The following is a 1,866-nucleotide window of genomic DNA, read 5'->3' as shown; positions in this document are numbered from 1 at the left end:
GTGGAGGCCGGGATCCCGGATTGTTTGGCAACGTCGGAAATTTCCATGATAGGCTCTTGACCTCAAGTCGACTTGAGGTGGCAGGATGCCTCCACAAGATCGCAATGACAAGGAGCGCGGTACGATGAGAATGGCAAACAAGGATCAGGAAGAGATGTGGAATGGCGCGGGCGGAAAGGCCTGGGTGCGCGCGCAGACGCTGCTGGATACGGCCTTCCAACCCTTCGCGGACATCCTCGTCGAGACGGTGACGACGGCCAACGCACAATCTGTCCTGGATATCGGCTGCGGCACCGGTGCGACAACGCTCGCCATGGCGGAGGCGCTGGAGCCGGACGCGGACTGTCTTGGCCTCGACATTTCCGAGACCATGATTGCCCATGCTCGCAAGCGCGCCGCCGAGTCCGGATCACACGCGGAGTTCCTGGTCGCCGATGCGCAGACGCACGATTTCCCGTCGAGCACATTCGACATGATCACGTCCCGGTTCGGGGTGATGTTCTTCGAGGATCCGGTTGCCGCCTTCCGCAATCTGAACCGCGCCGCGCAGCCGGGCACACAGCTGCTCATGTTCAGCTGGCGTGACCCGGCGGAGAACCCGTTCATGACGGCGGCTGAGGCTGGCGCCCGCCCCCTGCTGCCCGGTCTGCCCGAGCGGGAGCCGAATGCCCGTGGCCAGTTTGGCTTCGCAGACGCCGCGCGCGTGGAGCATATCCTGTCCGAGTCCGGATGGCAGGACGTGGTGAGTGAGAAACTGGACGTGGAATGCCGCTTTCCCCTCTCGGCCATGGACCTTTATGTCTCGCTGATGGGCCCCGTCGGCTATGCCATCGCCCAAGGCGTGGATGAGGCGACCCGGGAGAGAGTCATCGACGTGGTGCGCGCCGCCTTCATGGAGTTTGCTGATGGCGACGAAATTGTCTTCACGGCAGCCTGCTGGAAAACTGCCGCGAGGGCAGCCTAGGCCGACCTGCCCCTCCACGCTACGCTCGCCTCAAAACAAGAGGGAGACACGCCATGCCGGACACAGAAACCAAGACTGCCGAAATTCTCTATGAGGTCGCAGACCATGTCGCGACCATCACCCTGAACGCGCCGGAGCGGTTGAACACGATTTCCGGCCCGATGCTGGATGAGTTGTGCAAGGCCTTGCTGAAGGCAGATGCCGATACGGATGTGCGTTGCGTCATCCTGACCGGGGCGGGCCGGGCCTTCTGCGCGGGTTTGAACCTGGAAAGTGCCACCAAGGGCGAAGGCATCGGATCCGGCGCTGTGGCCAGCGCCACGCTGGATCTGCGCAACACGCCGCCGACCGTATTGTTCAATATGGACACGCCAACCATCTGCGCCATCAATGGCGGCGCGGCAGGCTATGGCATGGACACGGCGCTCGGCTGTGACATCCGCATCATGTCGGACAAGGCCAAGATGGCGGCAGCCTTCACCAAGCGCGGCATCCTGCCGGAATCCGGCGGCACCTGGTTCCTGCCGCGCATGCTTGGCTGGGAGAAGGCCTGCGAACTGATCTTCACCGGCCGCACCCTGACCGCCGAAGAATGCCTGGCCGAGCAATTGTGCGCAAAAGTGGTGCCGCATGATACGCTGATGGACGAAGCACGCGCCTTGGCCGCCGAGATCGCCGCGAACGCGCCACTGGCCGTACAGGCCTCAAAACGCCTGATGCGGATGGGCCTGTCGGAGCCTTTCACCGAACATGTCCATCACGTCTTCCTGCAATTGCTGCCGCTGCTGAAAACGGAAGACGCGCGTGAAGGCATGATGGCGTTTCTTGAGAAGCGCCCGGCGGAATTCAAGGGGCGTTAGCCCCGGCCAGTGTCAGGCTGGCGTGAACCCCATTCGCGCAAT

At 62.9% G+C, this 1,866-nt stretch carries 2 protein-coding genes; both read left to right on the top strand.

Going from position 1 to position 1,866, the window contains the following annotated elements; all coding sequences use genetic code 11:
• Positions 1–124: 124 nt before the first annotated feature.
• Positions 125–964, top strand: coding sequence for a class I SAM-dependent methyltransferase (locus B4F73_RS08395; RefSeq protein WP_290482996.1), 840 nt, complete (start codon positions 125–127; stop codon positions 962–964).
• Between the two features lie 53 nt (positions 965–1,017).
• Positions 1,018–1,824, top strand: a complete 807-nt coding sequence (locus B4F73_RS08390; RefSeq protein WP_206991952.1) for an enoyl-CoA hydratase/isomerase family protein — start codon at positions 1,018–1,020, stop codon at positions 1,822–1,824.
• Positions 1,825–1,866 lie beyond the last annotated feature (42 nt).

It is taken from the genome of Hyphomonas sp. UBA3601 (assembly GCF_002375605.1).
Lineage (GTDB): Bacteria > Pseudomonadota > Alphaproteobacteria > Caulobacterales > Hyphomonadaceae > Hyphomonas.
The sequence above is the reverse complement of the archived record's forward strand: the minus strand, read 5'-3'. Positions and strand labels throughout refer to the sequence as shown.